This is a genomic window from Pseudomonas sp. SIMBA_067 (assembly GCF_046534675.1).
Classification (GTDB): domain Bacteria; phylum Pseudomonadota; class Gammaproteobacteria; order Pseudomonadales; family Pseudomonadaceae; genus Aquipseudomonas; species Aquipseudomonas putida.
Map to the genome: position 1 here is coordinate 1 of NZ_JAWRYH010000656.1, position 262 is coordinate 262.

The following is a 262-nucleotide window of genomic DNA, read 5'->3' on the forward strand; positions in this document are numbered from 1 at the left end:
TACTGGTGGTCCTGTACCACACGGTTTTACCCGGCTTTGAAGGGACGATGAAATATCTCTCTGCCGGATGGATCCCCGCCGAAATATGGATACAGTTTAATACGGTACTGTCGCCGCTGCGCATGCCCGCCTTCTTCTTTGTCTCGGGATTACTGGCGACCAATGGCATTCTGAACCGGCCCTGGAAGCAGGTATTTACCAGTCGCATCACCAATCTTTTTTATCTCTATATTCTGTGGGGGTTTATTCAGTGGTGGTCAAT

At 49.6% G+C, this 262-nt stretch carries 1 protein-coding gene; it reads left to right on the forward strand.

Going from position 1 to position 262, the window contains the following annotated elements:
• A partial coding sequence (locus SB765_RS30745) for an acyltransferase family protein (RefSeq protein ID WP_410932635.1) occupies positions 1-262 on the forward strand: 262 nt, incomplete at both ends.